Here is a 16030-nt window from a genome sequence, read left to right as displayed (position 1 = left end):
TGGGGGCCTGCTGATGCGGCGTCGACGGATGCTCACCGCGCTCGGGGTTGGGACAGTCGGGCGGACAGCCCAGCGGCACGGCACAGCCCGGGCCGGCCCGTCCGCGGACGTCCAGGCCGAACTCCACGTTCGTGGCATCCGGTCATCTTCGCTGCCGTCAGGACAGCTTCCACACCCGGATGGTGGAGTCGTCGCTCCCGCTGGCGAGGGTGTCGCCCTTCGGGCTGAACGCGACCGAGGTCACGGCGCTGGTGTGTCCGTTGAGAGTCGCGCGGTGGACGCGGGAAGCGACGTCCCACAGCCGGACGGTACGGCCGCCGCCGCTGGCGAGGGTCCTGCCGTCCGGACTGAACGCCACCGACCGGATGCTGCTGTTGTGCCCGGTCAGGTTGCCGGCGGTGGCGCCGGTGCGGGTGGCCGCGTCCCAGAGGCGGATGGTGCCGTCGGCGCTGCCGCTCGCCAGGATCTTGCCGGCGGGGCTGAACGCCAGCGAGGCGACGGCCTTGGTGTGACCGGTGAGTGTGGCGGTGGTGGAGCGGTTGCCGAGGTCCCAGAGGCGGATGATGCCGTCGGCGCTGCCGCTGGCGAGGGTGCCGTCGGGGCTGAACGCCAGGGACAGCACCGGCTTGGCGTGGCCGGTGAGGGTGGCGACGGCGACGGGGGAGCGGGTCACCACGTCCCAGAGACGGACGGTGCCGTCGTCGGCCCCACTGGCCACGGTCTTGCCGTCCGGGCCGAACGCCACCGCGCGCACCTGCCCCGTGTGTCCCGCCAGGACGCCGACGGACTCCAGGCTGAAGACGTCGTACAGGCGGAGGGCCCTGTCGCTCCCGCCGACGAGGACCGAGCCGTCGGGGCTGTAGGCCACGCAGGTCACGGCGGCGTCGTGGCCGGGGAAGGGGCTGAGGCCGGTCTCGCCGAGGAAGTTCCACAACCGGACCGTGCGGTCGTTGCCGCCGCTGGCGAGGAACCTGCTGTCCGGGCTGAACGCCACCGATTCCACCGAGCCGGCGTGCTTCTTGATCTCGTACGCGGTGCGCACCCCGCCCGTACCGGGCCCGCCGCTCCCGGCTTCGGAGTCGCCGCCGCCGATCTTGTCGCCTGCCTTCTTGTCGCCCGTGCCGCCGTCCTTCTCACCGCCGGTCAGCCGCACGACGGCGTACGTCCCGCCCGAGATCCCCGCCAGCGCGCCGAGCGCCCCGAGCAGGACGTTCCGGCGGCTGGGCCCCGGGTCGGCCGGGGCCGCCCGGGCGGTCGCCCCCAGGTCCATGGTGGGTACGTCGCGCACGGCGGGCTCCCGCAGCAGCGCGCGCAGCCGCTCCGCGACGGCGGTGGCGTCGGGCCGGTCGGCCGGCCCCTTGGCCAGCATCGACGCCACCAGCTCCACCAGCGCGGGCGGCAGGTCCGCCCGTACGGAGCTCAGGGCGGGCGGCTCCTCGTCCAGGTGCATCCGCATCAGCACCCAGGGCTGTGTGACCCGGGCGAAGGGGGAAGCACCGGTCAGCAGCACGTACAGCACACACCCCAGGGCGTACACGTCGCAGCGCCCGTCCACGGACTCGCCCCGCCACTGCTCGGGGGCCATGTAGGGCGGGGTGCCGAAGAGCTTGCTGGTGGCGGTCAGCCCGGTCGTGGAGTCGGCGGCGCGGGCGATGCCGAAGTCGCAGATCTTGAGGCGGCCGTCGGTGAGGAGGAAGAGGTTGCCGGGTTTCAGGTCCCGGTGCACCACCTTCTGTGCGTGCGCGGCGGCCAGCGCCTCGGCCGTCTGGAGGGCGAGATCGAGCGCCCGGGGCAGGGGGAGGCCGTCGCCGGGCGAGTCGGCCAGCAGGTCCGAGAGGTCCCGGCCTTCCAGCAGCTCCATCACGATGAAGAGGCGGCCGTCGTGGTGGCCGATGTCGTGGACGACGGTGATGCCGGGGTGCTGGAGCCGGGCCCCGATGGCGGCCTCGCGGCGGAACCGGCCGAGCTGCTCCTCCGACGCGTCGAACTCCAGCAGCACCTTCACGGCCACGGTCCGGCCCAGCTCGACGTCATGGGCCCGCCACACCTCGCCCATACCGCCGTGCCCGAGCCGCACGTCCAGCCGGTACCGTCCGGCCAGTTGCTCCCCCGGCTGCATCCCCGCCCCCTCGCCGCCCCTGTCAACTACTGCACGTGCAAGGGGTCATTGTGCCGCAAGGCTGTCGATGTCCATCAGGTGATCCTCCACCGGCGGGTGGTGCCGTCCTCGGCGGCGCTGGCGAGGAGCCGGCCGTCGCGGCTGAACGCGATGGACCGGGGGTTGCGATAGTTCTCGCCGACAACCAACGGAGTAGCCCCTGAGCTGCGGTGATCCTGGGGCTACGGATTGATTGCAGCCAGCGGAGGGGCAGGGCTTTGCCCAGGTGACGGTAGATGGGCCAAGGCGGGTAACGCCGAACTCGTTGGCGATCTGCTGGACGGCGTAGTCGCCGGAGTCGTACATCTCCCGTGGGAGAACATCGGCCCGACCGCGGTGGAGGTGTCGATGCCCTGGTCCAGGGCGACCAGGCCGACCCCGCGGGACCAGCGGTCGGCGCCTGCCCAGCCGACCTGGCGCTCGCCGTGTTCGTCGGCAGGATAGAAGGTGAGACCGGTCTCGGGGTGCCAGGTGCTCGGCGCAGCGGGCGGCGGAGTCTCGCCTGCGGGGACGGTGAATTGGAGCGCGTCGATGGGCCCGGTCACGGTAACGGCGGCGCCGTCGGTGGTGAGGCAGTCGATGCTCATCTCGACCTTCACGATGCGGCCCCCCAGGAACACGTGCTGGATGGTGGCATGTCCGCGGGCCTGGTCGCCGGTGGTGGTACGGGCGACGACCCGAGCGGTGAGCCGCTCGCCAGGGTTGGGCCCGGGGCCGTGCTCGTTGAGGAGGGTCCAGGCGTGCAGGCTCTGATGGCGGGTGGTTTCGACGGCCGGGGCCGCCGGGGCTGCGGTGGTGATGGCGGCGGTCACGACCGTCGTGAGCGCGATACCGGCGATGAGCTTACGCAGGTGGTTCCTCCGGTGGCTGATGGAATTGGCGGCGGCGGGTGTTCGCCCCCCGCTGCCTCAAAGGTCGCAGTCAGCCGTGGTCCGGACTTCGGCCGCGAGGAGGGACGGCTCTCCCCCGAGTGGGGGAGAGCCGGTCCCGGCACCATCGAGCGCGGCGAGGGCGGATCGGAAGGCGGGTCGGTGAGCGGGCCGGGCACGGTATGCAAGGCCACGCGTGATCCGAGGGTGGCTTCGACCCAAGGGTCACCCCCTGGGTTCAGGGAGGCCGCATGCCGCAGGACAGGAGGGGTCAGGAGGACTGAGGTGGCTCGGTGGCGCCGGGCACCGGGCCGACGGACTTCGGGTTGTCTTGCCAGGCGGGTTCCATGGGCGTGATGTCGACGACGGTCACCCCGTACCGGACCGCTGCCTCGCCGATCAGTTCGCCGCGGTGCTGGATGACGAACGGAACGGTGCGAGGTTCTGCGTGGACGGCGTCGTTGACTAGACGTTCTCGGTGTGCTCGTAGCGGGCCGAGGACGAGCACTGTTCGCATCCGGCTTCGGGCTTGCCCTCGTACGTCCACCGCAGGGTGACGCGGTAGGTGGTGGGGTCGTTGCCGTCGGACCCGGAGGTGAAGACCAGCTTGCCGCGGCCGGTGCGGTGGTCCGTGGCGCACATGCCGATGGTGACCATCCCGTACCCGGGGAAGCTCTCGGGAGTGGGGAGCTGGGGTACCGGGCGCGCGCAACCGGGCGCGGGGGTAGGGGTCCGTTGCCGCCGGGCCGGGGGGTCGGCGTGGCGCCTCCGCGTCCGGGCTGGACGGTGGGCTGTTGCCCGGCTGCGGGGTGATGGTCGCGCCCGGGGCGGGGGTGCCCGAGGACATGACGGTGGGGCGGGTGGTCGGCGAGGCGGTCGGCGTACGGGTGGGCTGGGCGTGGGGCCGGGGGTGTCGTCGGCGTTGACGGGCCCGGCGACGAAGGCGAGGACGGCAGCCGCGCAGGCGGTGACGGCAGCGGCCGGCATCAGTATGCGTTTTACGGTCTCCATTCGGAGGGAAGTGACCCCGCCCCAGGTGGGACGGGGCAATTCTGGTCGGAACGCGCGGACGGAAGAGTCCGGGTGAGGGAAGGTCAGCCAGGGGCTGGGCTCACGGCGGTGCAATGGGCCCAGTTCACGCCGGCCTTGGCGGGCTGAGAACGCTTCGGCGACCGTGGCATGAACGGCGAATCCTGTATCCCGAGTGGCCGTACGCGACTCCAGGGACTGGTCGAGCACCCGCTCAACACCAACCCGATCCGACTGATCGAACACAGGAACAGCCCCCCGCCCTCCCCCGATCACGCGCAAGTGGCGACCAGACGCCGTAACGATACCGCCTCAAGATCAACTGGGAGGGGAACGCGGCAAGACCCTCGCGCTGCCCGCCCCCGATGCTGGGATTTTCGGGTGCCTCTATGGCTGTTGGCCGGGTTCGTTAGGCTCGCCGGAATGGAAGCCCGCACCCCACCCGTCCTTCTCCTGTCCGCACCCCGCACCTCGACCGCCGAACTCATCGCCCAGGCAGCAGCCTGGCGTGGCTACGACGTGGCCGACCGGGCGGCGCGTGCCACAGGACGCCGGGTGCACTGGTACGGAGGCCCCCTTGCAGCCGCACGTCTTGCCGGCCCGCTGGGCCTCGGGCTGCTCGAGCCAGCCGACGATTGGCTGACGCACGTACCGCGTTCCCTCCTGCGGCGCTGCGTACGGCTCACCACCCTCGCCGAGGCCCGGGAACTGCGGGGACGGGTCTTCGTAAAGCCGCCCTCGGCCAAGATCGACCTGCTGCCCGCCGCCGTCCATGACGACGGGACCAGCCTGCCCGGTGGGCTCGACGGCTCCACGCCGGTCCTGGTGAGCGGGGTAGTGGAGTTCACTGCCGAGTACCGGCTGTTCGTCCTCGACGGCGAAGTCGTCACCGGAAGCCGCTACGCCGTCTACGGACGCCTCGACCCGGCGCCGCTGGACGCCGAAAGCCGCGCCTTCGGCCGCGCCGTCCTCGATGCCACGGCTGCCGCTCTGCCCAGCGCGGTGTGCCTGGACATCGGCCGGCTCGCCGACGGCGGCTGGGCGGTGGTCGAGGCCAACATGGCCTGGTTCGCCCAGTGTTACGCCGCCGAACCGGACCGCGTCCTTGACGTGGTGCTCCGCGCCGCCGGCCCGATCGACGCGGTCGCCGAGAGGGACCGGTCGTACCTGAGCGGCTCGGTGGGCCGTCCGGGAAGCGTCCCTCCTGCGATGTGATGCAGGTCACATCTTCGTGTTGCTGATTCACGGCGCGGCCAGGACTGAGGAGTGAACCTGTTCGCACCGGAACGCGGAGGCAAAGGTGGACGCTGACAACGACAGCTGGGACGTCTGCAAGGGGGAGCAGCACTTCGTCTTCATCGACGGAGTGCTGTTGCCGCACAATCGGCAGGCCCCCGCTCGCCCCGAGGGGCAGGACGTCTACATCACGAACGAGTCCTTTGACGGCGGTTCCCGCACACGGACCACAACGTGGGTTCGGCACCACTTCAGCGCGGATTGGGGCGTGTGGAAGCACAGCGTGCTGTTCCCGCGGGACCAGCACGAAACCATCCGGGCGGCCGAGAGTGCCTGCGCGGCCGCCCGGGGGGATACCGCCCAGGTCGCCGCCTTCGCGAGCGACCCCTGTATGTGGCCCGGCAAACGCGGTCACGGACCGAGGTGGGAACGGGCGGTCTCGACGGCCCTGCTCGACCTGTGGATCACGGCCACAAGGACAGATGCCGGGCTCACGAGCCAGGACCTGGACCGGCTGCGTGCGAATGCCCGCACGATCAAGCTCCAGCTCACGCCGCATCACCAACGCAAGATCAAGGGGCAGCGGCTGCACAGCCTTGACTACGGCTTCGGCAACGGCATGACCGCTTACGACGTGCTCAGCAGCGGCCCGGACCCTTTCGAGATGCTGTTCGGGCACCTGCCGGATGATCCGCGCATCAGCTCCGTACTCGCCCGGCTCGACCCCGCCGAACGCGCAGTCGCCGTGACGTACAGCGCCCCGGCCGCCAGATGGACATGGACGGAGGCTGCAGCGGTCGCCGCCGAGTCGTACCCCGCCGCGTTCGCGGGAGCGGACCCGCGTGCTTTCGGTGAACGAGTCCGGCGCAAGCTGCGGCGTCTCGGAGAGCAGTACAAGAAGGGGGAGCAGAAGTGACCAGTCGCCCGGAGCGCGATCAGGAGAACGGGCAGGTGCTGCTCCGGATTGGCGTGCCCAGCGCTTCTTCGTCCACCGCAGTGCTCGGCACCGGGTCGGTCTGGGCCCTCATCGGCGGCGGCCTTGTATCCACCGACTCCCCGGCGGCGTGGCCCCTTGTTGTCCTTGCCCTGGGTTCCATGGCCTATGACCTGGGAACCCGAGCTCTACGCCGTCGGCCACCGCGATAGTCGTCTACTCGAACAGTGCACGGAACACGCGTTGTCGGGAATTGGGCCGGCCGCTCACGGGCCTTTTCGACGGTCGACGCGGCGGAAGGAACAGACCGGGAATGCGGACCCGGCGCCGCTCCATCGGCTTGGGGACGTGTGCTTCGTGTCCGGCGGACCGCCCGTGGCCGGGACCCTTCAAGGGCCGGCAGCCCTGGGACGAGTCGGTTTCGGGTGGTCTGGCGGTGTGGGGGAGTGGCCGTTCCCAGGATCTGATCCGCCTTGGCCGCGGCGGGATGTGGCGGGTCCGCGTCTGCTGCGCGGGGAGGTCTGAGTCGAGCGTGTGACCCGGGACGAGGGATCGGCGTACGGGGTGGAGCGGTATGTCATCGATTTCTGGCCGAAGAATTCCACCACGCCGACATCCCCCCTGACCCCGAACCTCGAGAACAGCTCCCCAGCCCCCTTCGTCACCAACGCTGATTCACCGCTGGTCCTCACGACGTTTTCAGGCCCGCCTCGGCCGGTCCGACGGGGACGCCGTTGGACTTCCAGTGTCCGTCCGACTTGTGCGTCGGACGACGCCACTGACGGAGCTTGTCGCGGGAGATCCGGCCGAGGTTGCCGCCGAATCGGCTGGAGCCCCGGCCGACCCACATGCGGCCCGCCAGCCAGGACGTGGCGCGGCCGGCGCGGATGCCACCGTCCATGCCCCTCGCGGCGCGTGCGACACGGACGATGCGGTAGGCCCGGTAGGCCCAGACCGCAGCGCCGGCGCCCGGCACGAAGAAGCTGGCCGCGGTCAGTGCGATGTCCCACTTGTGGCGCTTGGTCCAGCCCCAGAGCTTGCTGCCCCAGGACTTGCCGTCGAGGTCGAACTCGTTGACCGGGTCGCCCGGGTAGCCGTATGCGTTGTCACCGCCGCCGTAGACCGGGTCGAGCGACTGGTCGGCGCTGTCACCGACGCCTACAAGGGCCGCCCTCCCCGGGACGACGCCACCGTCCTGTGCCTGGACTGGCACGGCGCCCACACCGCCAGCGGCACCCCCGCCTGAGCCGCCCCATTCCCGGCCGGGCAGCTTCGAGTACGGGGCCGGCCCCGACCCGGGGGAGGTGGTCGGGGCCCAGCGGGCGCCACAGTCAAGAGGCTGCGCGCGAGGTGTGGTCAGTGGCGGAAGGTGTCCTCGACGTCTTCCTTGGCCTGGCGGGCGCTGCCCTTGGCCTGGTCGGAGTGGCCGTCGGCGGTCATCCGCTGGTTGCCGGTCATGCGGCCCATGACTTCCCTGGCCTTGCCCTTGGCCTGCTCGGCGTGGGCCTTGGTGCGGGCTTACATGCGGTACATGCGTAGTCGTAGTCGTTTACGTAAATCTGCGGATGTCCCATGTCGCCCTCAGCGGCACCATGGCGACATGACCACACCAGAAGCGTTGCCCCCGGGCCTCAACTGGGTGACGGCCGACAGGGCCGCCGCTCTCTGGATGGTCAGACGTAGGTTCGTACCCCAGGTGGCCTCCACCCACGGGGTGGGGACCAAGGAGCAGAAGAGTTACGGAACCTTAGGTGAGAGCACCTTCACCGTGTACTCCTACGCCGAGGTTCAGCGGGTGGTGGCGGAGCTCGAATCCGGTGAGGTGGTCCTAGACCCGTCGTGGCGGGTCGACACCAAGGAGGGGATAAGGGGTGCCCGGCGTGACACTCTGGCCACCTGCGGCTGCGTGGTGCTGATGCTCGCGGTGGTCATCGCCGTCGCTGTGCTGTCGAGCTGAGCCCGGACGCCGCGGGGCATGCCGATGGGCCTGAGAGTCTCACCACCGGCAGATCCACCCGGAGACGCAACGTTGCTAGGTGAGAACGCAGCCTTTGTCGTATTGAAGGCCGCCAGTATGGCTGCGGGATCCGACGCGTTCACGGCTGTGCAAGTGGCGCTGCAGGCTGCGGCATGCCCGCATTCGGGCAAGGACGCGGAACGGCTGGTGGAGGAGATTGAGGAGTACCTGAGACATCCGGATCGCATGACGGACGGAAGGCGGTTTTGATGCGGACCCTTCATTCGCCATGCCCGCAGATGGGAGACGTCCTATAGGCAGATCCATCATGAGTGCCTGATGTAGGCACATTGACTCGTTGAGGCAGCGGCCGCCCCCGGGGGACAAGGGGGCGGCCGTTTGCCGTCCCCGCCCCCGATAACGGCGCCGACGAAGCGCGGGCCGGGGACGGCGTCCGGACAGGCAAGCCGCTCAGCCGCACGCGGGCGCGCTGCGGCAGGTCAGCTCACGCTCATCCCCCGCTCCGGCCACTCACCCCGCTCCGTGTACAGCGCGTTGAGCTTCCGCGACGCCTTCAGGAAGGTGTAGTCGACCTGTCCGTCTTGGACCGTCGAGGTGCAGGACGCCTTGTCCATGGTCAGCCGTCGCTCGAAACGCTCGGGGTCGTCACCGAATTCGTACTCCACCAGATCTTCGGTCTCCGAGACCTTCCGAAAATACACGATCGCGGCCATTTACCATTCCCCTTCGATGTCTTCGCGCTTGTCCAGCGGTCCGGATTCCTGCCAGTTGTGCGTCTCGTTCGCGACCCGGTGCGCCTCCTGGTAGGTGGAGCCCGGGTTCTCGCGGAGGTACGTGAGCTCGGCCAGCTCGTGTTCCAGAAGCAGCCGGTCCTCCGGCAGTCCGTTTCCTGAGCGCAACCGGATCCAGGCGTCTGCGATCTCCGCATCCGCGTCGAACTTCCGCATCACGACACCTCCCGTTTCGTAGTCCACGATGGGATGTTCCGTGTCGAACACGTGCTTCTTCACCGCGGCGATCTCCTCCGGGGTGAATCCGGTGGAGCCGTTGTCCCGGGCCAGCCCCTGCGTGTGACCGCTGATCGAGTCGATGTCCCGGTCGCTCTTCATGAAGTCCGCGTACGCGTCCTCCGCCCACTTGGTCTGGGCCGGGTCGTCGAGGAGCTGCCGGGGCCGCCTCCTGCCACCGGTCAGCCATTCATCGGTGTGCCGCAGGCCCGTACTGGCGGCTCCTTCCAGCCCTTCCCGCAGGGCGAGTCTCGTCCCCGCCCGGGCACCGCCCATGCCCTTGGTCCCGAGGAGATCCGGTACGAACCGGCCCAGGCCCTCGCTGAAGTCGCCCTTCAGCGTCTCGATCAGCCCCGCGGGGATGCGTTCGGGGTGGGCGGCCGTGGAGACCAGACCGGCCAGGGTCATGCTGAGGTTCTGCTGGTACTCGGCCGGGTGGGTCAGGTTGTACGGGTCCATCGGGTTCAGGCCGCGCACGAAGTTGACCAGGCCTGCCGTGCCCTTGATTACGCCGCCGACGAAGTGGTTGAGCTCCACCGCCTGGCCGGCGAAGTGGTCGGAGATCCCGGCCAGGGCCTGGTCCGTCGCCGAGGGCTCCTTCGGGGCGTGTTCCAGGGCCGCGTCCAGTGCCTTGGCCGCGTTCGCCGCGGCCTCGTCACGCTGCTTGCGAGCCTCGTTCAGGATCTCGTGGGCCCGCGTCCCGTCGGCCTTGCCCACGTCGACCGGCTTCTGCGGCACCGGTCCAGGGTCCTTGCCGGCATCAGCCGCTGCGGTGTACGCGTGGGCCTTGGCGGCGTAGTCCTCGTGGGCCTCCTTCGCGGCCTTTACCGCCGCCTTGTACAGGTCGATGGCCTGCTGCGCCTGCTTCTGCGCCCACTCCACCGTCTCCGCGTACCGGTTCAGCGCGCCCGCCGCCGCCTCGCAGGCGTCGGAGGCGTGCAGCCAGTCCTTGGGATGCATCGCGAACTTCTTGCGGAACGCGTCGGCGGCCTGCCCCTTCCAGTGGCCCGAGTCCAGTGCTCGCATGCCCTGGCCGACCCGGTCGAAGGCCCCCTGGAAGTCGGTCAGGTGCTTCGCCGACTCCCGGATCTTCGCCGGCTTGCCGTGGACCAGCTCGTTCGCCTGCTCGCTCTGGCCGAGCTGCTGCTCGCCGACCGAAGCACCGAGGTCCGAGGCGACGTCATCGCCCCAGTCCTCGACCTTGTCCGCCCAGCCGTCCGCCCCGATGTACTCCAGCCCCGTGCCGATCCCGTCGGTGGCCTTGTCGACGCCCTGCCCGACGACCTTCTTCGCGCCCTCCCAGCCGTCGTCCAGCTTCTCCAGACCCTTGTCCAGAAGACCGCCCCAGTCCGCCATCAGCGCTCACCGCCCGATGGCTGGGGCTGCGGCGCCGGACCGACCCAGTCGTCGACCGCCGCGTCCACCTCGTCCCGCAGCCCGGCCGCGTCGATGATCTGGTTGCTGAGGAGAATGTCCGAGCTGTTCACGTCCCGCACGGCGCCCTGCCAGGCCTCCTTGCTGTTCTCCCGCGCCCGGTCGAAGGACTCGTCGCTGTAGTCCGCGTCCCGGACCTGCGTGTACACGTTGTTGGAGAGGACGCCGCCCCAGTCCTTGTCGATGATCTCCTGCTCCGACGCGTACGGATTGCCCATCGCGGAGTTCGTCAGCACCTTAAAGCTGCCCTGAATGTACTGGTCCTGCTCGTGCATCACACCCGCCGACAGACCGACGTCGAACGCGAACTGGTTACCCTGCTGCACCAGCGCGCGCACACCCCACTCCCAGCGCTCGCAGAAAGTCTTCATCGACGCCGTCAGGCCCTCGTTCCCGCTCTCCATCCCCGACAGCGCCAGATCCGAGAAGCCCCGGCCCATGCTGGCCGAACCGACCATCCCGAGCTCTTTCAGCTCGCCCAGCGTGTCCGTGATGCCCTGCGCTATCTGTGCCAGCGCCTGCTTCGAGACATCGATGTCCGCTCCGTCCCCGCTCACGCCTTCTCCCTCCGTCCGTCCCCGTCGAGCGCGGCACCGTCCGGCACCAGCCCCCGCACCGGCGGGAAGACGATCCCGTCCGGCCCCGCCGCGTCCAGCGCCACCCCGCACGGGAAGTCCAGCGCCGGGATCACCTCGTCCAGCAGCCGTTCCCCGACGATCCGCCGGTACGGCCACTCCCGCTCCGCCTCACCGCGCGCGTCGGCGAACCGGGCCAGCGTCTCCAGGCCCGAGAACGCGCAGATCCAGTCCAGCCCGCCCAGCTCCGCCGTCCACAGACCGCCGCGTTCGTCCAAGGGCACCAGCACGACGCGGCTGCGGAAGTCCGCCAGCCGCTCCAGTACCGCCTTACGGGCCGCGGCCGCGTTCACCGCGGCGGGTTCGGGCTCAGGCACCCGCGCGACCGGCTCCGCCGGCGCCCCCGAGTTCACCCGTGCCGTCGCGGCGGCCCGCAGCTGCCCCCACTCCTCGTCGAAACCCACCCCAAGGCCTTCCTGCCGACACCGAGCCGCACTTCACGGCTCGTTGCAGTCGAACGTGATTCTGCCTGAGGCGCTGATGTGCACCAACTTCACCTTCCGGAAGGCACAGGACGAGACGGGACCTAGGGTCCGTCTTCAAATTGATCTTGCCCGGAGCAGGAGTGATGCGAGTGTGACCGCTGCTTCGTAGGAGGTGGCGGTCTTCTCGTAGCGGGTGGCGATGCCGCGGAAGCCTTTGAGCCGGTTGAAGCAGCGTTCGACGGTGTTGCGGCGGCGGTAGGTCTCGCGGTCGAAGCCTGTGGGTCGGCCGCCTCGTCGGCCTCGGTTCCGGCGGTGCTTCTTCTGGTCGCTCTTCTCCGGGATCGTGTGTCCGATCCCGCGTTTGCGCAGGCAGGCGCGGAATCCGCGTGAGCTGTAGGCCTTGTCGGCGATCACGTGACCGTGTCGGCAGCGGAGCCGTCCGAGGCCGGTGCGGGGTACTCGGATGCGTTCGAGCAGGGGGCGTGCGCAGATGCTGTCGTGTCGTTGGCCGGGGGTCAGGAGGACGGCCAGTGGGCGGCCGCGGCCGTCGCAGGCGAGGTGGATTTTGGTGGTCAGGCCTCCTCGGGATCGGCCGAGGGCGTGATCGTCCGGTTCGTCCGTGCGGTGCTTCCCCCTTTTCGGCCGGTGGCGGCGGCGTGCTGGTGGGCGCGGACGATGGTGGAGTCGATCTGGACCAGCCAGTCGATGTCGCCGGCGGCATCGGCCCGGGCCTGGATCTGTTGCAGGGCCCGGGTGAACACGCCGTCGATGGCATAGCGGCGGAAGCGGGTGTAGACCGACTTCCATGGGCCGTAACGTTCCGGCAGGTCACGCCAGGAAACCCCGGTCCGGATCTTGTAGACCATCCCGTTGACGACCCGGCGGTCCTCCGCCCGAGGCCGGCCTCTGCTGGCGTTCGGTATCAGCGGAGCCAGTTGAGCCTTTTCAGCGTGGCCCCTGATCGGGTGATGCGGCGATCCCATCAGCCGGTACGGCCGCCGGCGTTCACCGGCTCGAACGCGTGGCCGACGAACGGGTCCTGCGCCTCGACGCCCGATTGGGCGGTACGAGGTGGGGCAGGCTGAGGGGCGTTCACGCACTCCCCTTCGGCGGCAGGAGACCGGCAGGTGTTACGTGTTCACTTCACCGCGGAAGACCTCGCCAGGACCCGGGTGGCCGCGACCATCGGCGTCGCGGCCGAGGTCTACTACAGCCTGGAGCTACTGAGAGGCAACCGGGTGCCTACGCACCTCCACACCTGGCGCTCGGCGGTGGCGGGCAGGACGGGGGCCGACACGCTCCCCTTGACATCCCTCGTCCCGACGCGCGGTCCCGGGCTTGATCTGCTGGCCCTGACGGGCGATGTGCCCTCTCTGGACCACGCCGTGGACAATCTGCTGCACGCCCCGGTGTCCCAGCTGCGCCGCGAGATCGAGTGTCTCGACTTCCGTCCCGGACAACTGCCGTGGGCCAGACGGGTGGCGGAGGGCGACCGTGACGCGCTGCGGGAGCTGGCGAAGGCCCTGCGCGCCTGCCACCGACTGACCGTCGAGCCCTACTGGGACAGAGGACGGTCCGAACTGGTCGCGCTGTCCACCCGTAGCGCGAACCTGATGCTGGAGGGAGGCGTCGATCTCCTGCTGCGCTCGATCTGTGCACCACTGGTCCGCTGGCGTCCGCCGGTGCTCGAAGCCCCCTACCCGCGCCGAGTCGATGTGCACCTCCAGGGGCGGGGACTCATCATCACGCCCACGGTCTTCTCGAAGCACCCGGTGAGTTTCCTGTGGGACCCGCTCGACACCGCTCAGCCACCCCGCCTGACCGTACCGGCCCTCCGCCGGCCACTGACCGGCACCGGAGCGGCGGAGTCGGACGGCGCGACCGTCCGGAACCTGGAGTCCCTGCTCGGCCGCACCCGAGCCGCCGCCCTACGAGTGACGGCGGAAGGCTGCACGACGAGCGAACTGGCCCGCCGCCTCAACGTCACGGCCGCCGCGGCCAGCCAGCACGCGACCGTGCTGCGCGACACGGGCCTCATCACCACCAGCCGCCGCGGCAGCTCCATACTCCACCTCATCACCCCGCTCGGGCTGGCCCTGCTGTGGACGGGCGCCCTGACGCAACCGTGACGGCGCGAGGACGCCGCGAACGAACGTCGCCTCCCCTGTCACACACCACCGAACAAGCGCACCGAGGTGTGTGAGGTACTGCCGCACTCACCGCCCTGGCAGCCCCTTTAAGCGGTGGCTTAAAGGATGGGCAACGGATGGTCGACCTGCCCAGGATGTGAGGCGACAACCGACTCGTCCCGTCTGGAGGACCACTTGAAGCCCCAACTCGCCGCCGCTGTCGGCTCCGCCGTTCTGACCGCGGCCACCGTACTGGGAACGCCGGCCGCGGGCGCGCAGACTGCGGCGTACCCGACCACGCCCATCACAGGCGTCTCGTATGGCGCCAGCTACATCAGCGGCACTCTGACCTGGTACAACCGTACGGTCGGGGTCGACGGAGCACTCCGGGCCGTCGGCTGCCGCAGGGCGTGGGTCGGCGCGTACGACGCCTCGGGTATCCGCCTCGGCGCCAAGAGCACCAGTACCAAGTGCGACGTGACGTATTCGCTCAACGACTTCCCGGCAGTCCCCGCAGACGTGCCCGGCGGGGCCGCGTACGTCGTCGTCTGCCTTGACGACGCCACCGCGTCCCCACTCGATTGCGAGACGTTCTACCGGCCCTGACCACTCCGACCGCTCGATAAGTGACCTTGCGCCGACACACATACCCGGCCCCGGGGCGGCATGACACGCGCCGCCCCGGAAGCTGATCCCGTCGCCCGACGAGGCAGAGCTACGAGCCATCAACCGTCGAGCCTCCGTAGATGACCGGGACGACGGCAGGCGTGGGATGTTCGGCTGTGTGACCGTGGGAGCAATGGGGCTTCGGTCCTACTCGAAGTCGGCTGCCCCTGCGGCGAGCGAGGCCGCCGAGTGCGTTGACGAGGCCGCCAGGCAGAGCAACCCGTCGCCCGGGGCGCATCGGGCCGCCGTCGCGGATTCACCCGATCGGTGGCTGTTCCGAAAGGGAATCAATGAGGTCTTTCAGCGTTTGCCGCTCCAGCGTGAGGACGGCTGCGGCGATTGACGTCATGCGATTCGGGCTGCACCGGGATCTGCGGAAGATGCGCCAGGACTTCAGTCGTGCGACACCGCGCTCGACCGGTGCCCGTGCCGCGGACAGTGCACGGTTGACGGTTTGCTGGGTCGGTGTGAGCTCGCGGCCTGGTGGGCGTCTGAGGGGTGTCGTCACCCACGAGCCGGCTCCCATGTAAGCCCGATCAGCGAGGACTGGGACGCCTTGGCGCTCGCAGATCCGCATGATCCGGTGGTCACGCGCCGCCGTCAGGTCGTGGGCACGGCCGGGCAGTGCGGGCGAGATCCACAGCAGCCGCCCGGCTGGATCGGTCACCAGCTGCACGTTCACCCCGTGGCGGCGGTGCTTGTGGGAGTAGTCGGCGCGGCCGTCGCCGATCCGGTCGCACTCGGCGAGCGTCCCGTCCAGCAGGACGTAGTCGGGGTCGGCTTCGCGCAGGGCACGCAGCAGGCCGGGTGCGCGGTCGGCGAGCAGATTGATGACGGCAGCCGTGTAAGCATGGGCGGTGCCGACAGATATGCCGAAGCCGACCGCGATCTGCGTGAGGGTGTCGTGCCGGCGCAGGTACACCAGCCCGACCAGCGCACGCTGGTGCGGCGGGAGCTTGCAGCGGCGGTCACCCTCGCGGGTGACGATGAGCATCGTGACCCACTCGACCAGGGCGTGAGGCAGGTCTAGTGCGGCAGAATACGGAACCAACGCTGCTCCTGTGCCTGTGGGTTGAGACTTCGAACACCTCCCCCAACAGCACGGGAGCCTCGTGCGTTGCGGGCACCGATCCCGTCACCCGATCAGTGGCCATGCTGAAAACGCTCAGTAACTCCCACTCGGAGTCGGTCAGTTCATGACGGCGAATCACGACACCATGATCCACCATCGAACGCTCTTTTGAAGACGGACTCTAGCTGGCCGGAGTCGCAAAGCCGCCGAGCCGGAGGCTCGACCGGTAACGCGTGAGTCCGGGAAATGGAGGTGACCTGCGTCGATGCGTTCCTCGGCCTCCTCCTCGCCGGCGTCGCCGCCGACATTGTCGACCTGTCGGTCCTGCAGACCGCTGCCGTCGCTGTCTGGCGCGGTGCCACTGCTCCGGACGGTGGGCAGGTCCGGCTCCGTGCACCTGCTCCCTGACGGGATGGCAGGGTCCAGTAGCATGCACCCCACTAATTGAACGTGCTCAA

General features: G+C 69.7%; 16 protein-coding genes and 1 pseudogene. 6 read left to right on the top strand and 11 right to left on the bottom strand.

Annotated features, from left to right (window positions below):
• Positions 1–157: 157 nt before the first annotated feature.
• The 3 genes from AB5J51_RS01275 to AB5J51_RS01265 form a co-directional block, all read right to left on the bottom strand.
• A complete protein-coding gene (locus tag AB5J51_RS01275) occupies positions 158–2119 on the bottom strand; it encodes a WD40 repeat domain-containing serine/threonine protein kinase (protein WP_369776451.1) in 1962 nt (653 codons plus the stop codon).
• Positions 2120–2340: 221 nt separating this feature from the next.
• Entirely contained in the window at positions 2341–2970 is a 630-nt protein-coding gene (locus AB5J51_RS01270) for a hypothetical protein (RefSeq protein WP_369776450.1), read from the bottom strand.
• 522 nt (positions 2971–3492) lie between these two features.
• Entirely contained in the window at positions 3493–3684 is a 192-nt protein-coding gene (locus tag AB5J51_RS01265) for a hypothetical protein (protein WP_053790897.1), read from the bottom strand.
• Positions 3685–4479: 795 nt separating this feature from the next.
• Here AB5J51_RS01265 and AB5J51_RS01260 point away from each other — a divergent pair.
• Both AB5J51_RS01260 and AB5J51_RS01255 read left to right on the top strand, forming a co-directional pair.
• Positions 4480–5271, top strand: coding sequence for an ATP-grasp domain-containing protein (locus AB5J51_RS01260; protein WP_053784985.1), 792 nt, complete (start codon positions 4480–4482; stop codon positions 5269–5271).
• A gap of 85 nt (positions 5272–5356) precedes the next feature.
• A complete protein-coding gene (locus AB5J51_RS01255; RefSeq protein WP_053784984.1) occupies positions 5357–6208 on the top strand; it encodes a hypothetical protein in 852 nt (283 codons plus the stop codon).
• A 706-nt stretch (positions 6209–6914) separates the two neighbouring features.
• Here AB5J51_RS01255 and AB5J51_RS01250 read toward each other — a convergent pair.
• Entirely contained in the window at positions 6915–7439 is a 525-nt protein-coding gene (locus tag AB5J51_RS01250; protein ID WP_133895383.1) for a hypothetical protein, read from the bottom strand.
• 143 nt (positions 7440–7582) lie between these two features.
• Positions 7583–7729: pseudogene (locus AB5J51_RS01245) on the bottom strand (CsbD family protein); the annotation flags it as partial.
• Positions 7730–7826: 97 nt separating this feature from the next.
• Between AB5J51_RS01245 and AB5J51_RS01240 the strand changes: the two are divergent.
• Positions 7827–8183 (top strand): hypothetical protein, encoded by a 357-nt coding sequence (locus AB5J51_RS01240; protein WP_159047101.1) that lies wholly within the window; start codon positions 7827–7829, stop codon positions 8181–8183.
• A gap of 500 nt (positions 8184–8683) precedes the next feature.
• Here AB5J51_RS01240 and AB5J51_RS01235 read toward each other — a convergent pair whose 3' ends face one another.
• From AB5J51_RS01235 to AB5J51_RS01215, 5 genes are all read right to left on the bottom strand, one after another.
• Positions 8684–8917 carry a hypothetical protein gene (locus AB5J51_RS01235; RefSeq protein WP_053784981.1) on the bottom strand — a complete coding sequence of 78 codons (234 nt, stop codon included), beginning with the start codon at positions 8915–8917 and terminating at the stop codon, positions 8684–8686.
• Entirely contained in the window at positions 8918–10567 is a 1650-nt protein-coding gene (locus AB5J51_RS01230; protein ID WP_369776448.1) for a putative T7SS-secreted protein, read from the bottom strand.
• A complete protein-coding gene (locus AB5J51_RS01225; protein ID WP_133895380.1) occupies positions 10567–11202 on the bottom strand; it encodes a hypothetical protein in 636 nt (211 codons plus the stop codon). Before AB5J51_RS01225 ends, AB5J51_RS01230 begins: the two co-directional genes overlap by 1 nt.
• Positions 11199–11684 carry a hypothetical protein gene (locus AB5J51_RS01220; RefSeq protein WP_053784978.1) on the bottom strand — a complete coding sequence of 162 codons (486 nt, stop codon included), beginning with the start codon at positions 11682–11684 and terminating at the stop codon, positions 11199–11201. The genes AB5J51_RS01225 and AB5J51_RS01220 overlap by 4 nt, the downstream gene beginning before the upstream one ends.
• 135 nt (positions 11685–11819) lie before the next feature.
• A protein-coding gene (locus AB5J51_RS01215) for an IS5 family transposase (RefSeq protein ID WP_369776447.1) occupies positions 11820–12688 on the bottom strand; the annotation gives its coding sequence in 2 pieces (ribosomal slippage) (positions 11820–12320 and positions 12323–12688; 867 coding nt in all).
• A gap of 144 nt (positions 12689–12832) precedes the next feature.
• On the opposite strand from AB5J51_RS01215, the gene AB5J51_RS01210 reads away from it, so the two are divergent.
• Entirely contained in the window at positions 12833–13834 is a 1002-nt protein-coding gene (locus AB5J51_RS01210; protein ID WP_369776446.1) for an ArsR/SmtB family transcription factor, read from the top strand.
• 195 nt (positions 13835–14029) lie between these two features.
• Positions 14030–14440 carry a hypothetical protein gene (locus AB5J51_RS01205; RefSeq protein WP_053785241.1) on the top strand — a complete coding sequence of 137 codons (411 nt, stop codon included), beginning with the start codon at positions 14030–14032 and terminating at the stop codon, positions 14438–14440.
• 316 nt (positions 14441–14756) lie between these two features.
• Here AB5J51_RS01205 and AB5J51_RS01200 read toward each other — a convergent pair whose 3' ends face one another.
• A complete protein-coding gene (locus AB5J51_RS01200) occupies positions 14757–15551 on the bottom strand; it encodes a transposase family protein (protein WP_369776445.1) in 795 nt (264 codons plus the stop codon).
• Positions 15552–15824: 273 nt separating this feature from the next.
• Between AB5J51_RS01200 and AB5J51_RS01195 the strand changes: the two genes are divergently transcribed.
• Positions 15825–15980, top strand: coding sequence for a hypothetical protein (locus tag AB5J51_RS01195; protein WP_159047386.1), 156 nt, complete (start codon positions 15825–15827; stop codon positions 15978–15980).
• The last annotated feature ends 50 nt before the right edge of the window (positions 15981–16030 follow it).

Origin of the sequence: Streptomyces sp. R33, from assembly GCF_041200175.1 — a bacterium.
GTDB classification, from domain to species: domain Bacteria; phylum Actinomycetota; class Actinomycetes; order Streptomycetales; family Streptomycetaceae; genus Streptomyces; species Streptomyces katrae_B.
The sequence above is the reverse complement of the archived record's forward strand: the minus strand, read 5'-3'. Positions and strand labels throughout refer to the sequence as shown.